Here is a 3,126-nt window from a genome sequence, read left to right as displayed (position 1 = left end):
GTAGCGTATTGCGGCCGCGCCTACCCCAGCCCCAGCGCTTTGTACACCCGCAGCGCGCCATAGGCATCGTTGGCCGCGTAAATGATCTGCGCTTCCGTCAGCCGTTCATTGGCCCAGTTGGAGGTGGCGGCTTTCTTGGATTTGAGGAAGCGCTTGTTGAACATCACGGCCACGGCGCCGCGCACGCCCATGTCCTTGCGGTAGCCGCGCTCGCGGAACACCACGTTCAGGTCCAGCACGCCCTGCAGGTCTGTGCCCAGCTTGCGGATGATGCGGCGCTGGTCGTCCCCCAGGCCGAAGCCGGCCTTGATGATGGCAGGCGAGCTCAGCAGCAACCCGACCACGCGGCGGCATTCGGCATCTTCGAGCTGGAAGATCCAGGCCTTGTCGAGCGTCGAAAGCTGCACGATGTGCGGCCCTTCAGACGCCTCGTTTTTGGCAAAGGTCGGTTTCGACTCGGTGTCAAAGCCCAGCACCGTGGCGCCGGCCAGGGCCTGCAGCGCTGCGGCGGCCTGGGCCGGTGTCGCCACCACCTGGATCTGTCCCAGGCTCAGCCGGTCGAACGGCTCCAGCAGGGCAATTTCTTCTTTTCCGGGGGTCGGGTGACGCTCTGTCATGGGTATTGGGGCATAAGTGGGCAAAAAACAGGGCTGCGGCAAGGTCTGTGCAAGGCTAGAGCTTACAGTCAGGGTTGGCGCATTACATCGGACGCCCCCGACCGCCCTCACTCACCCACATCATGGCAGCAGCACAAAGCATCACCACCGAGYAATACAAGCTCTTTCCGTCGCCGCGCAACCGGCACCGCACGATTTTTCTGCACCAGGTGTTTGTGCCGCACTCCTTCATGCTGATCGACATGGAAAGCTACGGGCTCAAGGGCAAATACAGCCTGTTCGGCGCCTGCCGCCTCGCCGACATGCGCATGGGGCAACTGGTGACGATGGAGCTGCCCGAGGACGAAGCGACCTTCAATGCGAAGTTTGTGCCGGACTGACACGAGCCGCGCATTCAGCCCGATTTACCGCATGCCGCTGACGCCGCGCAGCATTTCATGCACATCGTGTGTCATCACCGCCAGAAACGCCGCCAGGGCCAGGTAATAAAAGCCGTACTCAAACCGCGTGGCGGCGCTGGTGGCGTAATAGGTTTTCGCTTCTTCGCTGTCTGATTTGTAGCGTATGGCCTTCAGCAGCTGCGGCCCGGCCAGCAGCGCCATCAGGATCAGCATGGGGCTGGGCCGCCAGAAGAACAGGCCCACCAGCACCGGCACCCCCAGAAACCAGATGCGCGGCGACAGCACCGCGGTGATGCGGCCTCCGTCAAACGGAGACAGCGGAATCAGGTTGAAGAGGTTCAGGAAAAAGCCGGAATAGGCAATCGCCAGCAGCAGGTTGCTGTCCTGGTCGCGCGCCAGAAAATAGCAGGCCAGCGCGCCTATCGTGCCCAGCAGCGGGCCGCCCAGGCCCACATAGGCTTCGGTTTCGGCGTCATGCGGCATGTCCTTGAGCTCTACCCACGCGCCCACAAACGGAATGAAGGTGGGCGCGCCCACGTTGAGGCCGCGCTGCCGCGCGGCGATGTAGTGGCCCATTTCATGCACAAACAGCAGGGCCACAAAACCCACTGCGTAGCGCCAGCCGAACAGCAGCGCGTAGGCAAACACCGAAATCAGCATGCTGCCGCCCGTGAGCAGCAGCTTGCCGAACTTGGCGCCGGTGAAAAGCAGCAGCAGGAGTTTCGTCACGCGAAGGTGCTTTTCAGGCGGTAGGCGGCGCTGGGGGTTTTGCCGGGGTGGTTGACGCGTTTGCTGCAYTGCCGAATGCGGCAGGAACCGTCTCCTGCTCGGCGGCCGCGACCGGCATGGGCGCTGCAGCCGGTTTGCGCTTGAAGTATTTCAGGAACACCGCGCCAAACCCCGCCACGGCCAGAAAGATCACCTTGGCAAACTTGGCAAAAAAGAGTGCGGCGACGGCGAAGAAGCCGAGTTTTTTCGCGGCCACGCCCAGCACCAGCGCGGCCAGGCCGTATTCGGCCACCTTGTCGGTTTTGGAATTGAAATCGGCATAACGTTTGCCGTCGTTGTATTGCAGGGCCGACAGCAGCTCCGCGGCGACGGGTTTGTCCTTCGGCAAATCATTCAGCGCCGTCACCAGGTTCAGGCTGAAGTAGCCCTCACGCCCCAGCGCGTAAGTGTTGTAGTTCACGCCCTGTGCGGCATCGGGCGCTGCGCCGCGGTCCTTGCTGGACATGGCCCACACCAGCCGGTGGGTGGCGGCGTTATAGGCCGGCTTTTCGGCCCAGCCGACAATTTCCATTTCAGGAAAACCCATCTTCTTGCGTTCGCTGTTCGAGGCTTCCGTGCCTTCGCGGTAGCTTTTGAGAAGGTCGTCGGCGTTCCAGTCCTTGGCGTCRTCGTCTTTCACGTAGCCTGCGGACTCAAAGCGCACCGTGACAAACCAGGAATCGTTGGCCGCGGGAAACACCAGGCCCTGCAGCCGCGAATCCTTGCCGGGGTTGCCCATGGCATTGAGAAGCCTGGCGGCCTGCGGCTGCGGCACAAAAATGCGGCCGGCCGGCAGCTTCAGCACGGCCTGGTCGGCCAGGGGAATATCCTGCGGGCCTTCCTTGGCTGCGGCGCGGGCTTCCGCCCAGATTTTTTCGGCTTCGTCTTTTGACATCGGCTGCGCCAGGGCAGCACCGCAAGACAGTACAACCGCCAGCGCACAGATGCGCGTCCACAAATGGTTCATCAAGTCCTCCCTGTTGGAATAAATTTCCGGATATTCTGACACGGGCTTTGGTGGAACCGGCGGCTTGTTTGATCTGGATCAACAGCGCCCCWGATCGCCTCCCTATAGTCAAACTGGCTGCACGGTGTCCGGTTGGCTGTTGCCGGGTTGGCTGGCCGGCAGGGTGCATCCGTTAACCAGGGGAATATCCATGAGCATCCATCACGTCAGCTACCACAGTGGGGAATTGCCCGCGCCTCCCGCCGCTGCGGGCATGGTTGACTTCACCATGCCGTTGGCCGGCTTCTCGCAATGCCACTTCGGTATCGTGTCCCAGCTGCAGGCTTTCGCTGAACTGCCGGCCTTGCTGGCCGCGGCGGCGCAAGCGCGCAAC

General features: G+C 62.3%; 4 protein-coding genes and 1 pseudogene. 2 read left to right on the top strand and 3 right to left on the bottom strand.

Going from position 1 to position 3,126, the window contains the following annotated elements; genetic code table 11:
- Nucleotides 1-20: 20 nt before the first annotated feature.
- The gene (locus tag AC1DWI_RS17765) at nt 21-617 is read right to left on the bottom strand and encodes a 3'-5' exonuclease (protein WP_477670987.1); all 597 of its coding nucleotides are present in this window, start codon (nt 615-617) and stop codon (nt 21-23) included.
- A gap of 122 nt (nt 618-739) precedes the next feature.
- Here AC1DWI_RS17765 and AC1DWI_RS17760 point away from each other — a divergent pair, with 122 nt between their 5' ends.
- Nucleotides 740-997: a hypothetical protein gene (locus AC1DWI_RS17760; protein ID WP_477725336.1), complete on the top strand. Its 258-nt coding sequence runs from the start codon at nt 740-742 to the stop codon at nt 995-997.
- A 24-nt stretch (nt 998-1,021) separates the two neighbouring features.
- On the opposite strand, the gene AC1DWI_RS17755 is transcribed toward AC1DWI_RS17760, so the two are convergent.
- Both AC1DWI_RS17755 and AC1DWI_RS17750 read right to left on the bottom strand, forming a co-directional pair.
- Nucleotides 1,022-1,747 (bottom strand): site-2 protease family protein, encoded by a 726-nt coding sequence (locus AC1DWI_RS17755; RefSeq protein WP_477670985.1) that lies wholly within the window; start codon nt 1,745-1,747, stop codon nt 1,022-1,024.
- A gap of 13 nt (nt 1,748-1,760) precedes the next feature.
- Nucleotides 1,761-2,753 (bottom strand): DUF2167 domain-containing protein, encoded by a 993-nt coding sequence (locus AC1DWI_RS17750; RefSeq protein WP_477725335.1) that lies wholly within the window; start codon nt 2,751-2,753, stop codon nt 1,761-1,763.
- Between the two features lie 190 nt (nt 2,754-2,943).
- Here AC1DWI_RS17750 and AC1DWI_RS17745 point away from each other — a divergent pair.
- Nucleotides 2,944-3,126, top strand: a pseudogene (locus AC1DWI_RS17745) (hypothetical protein); the annotation flags it as partial.

The organism is Polaromonas sp. P3_C2, from assembly GCF_056402675.1.
This window is presented reverse-complemented; position numbering and strand designations above follow the sequence as displayed.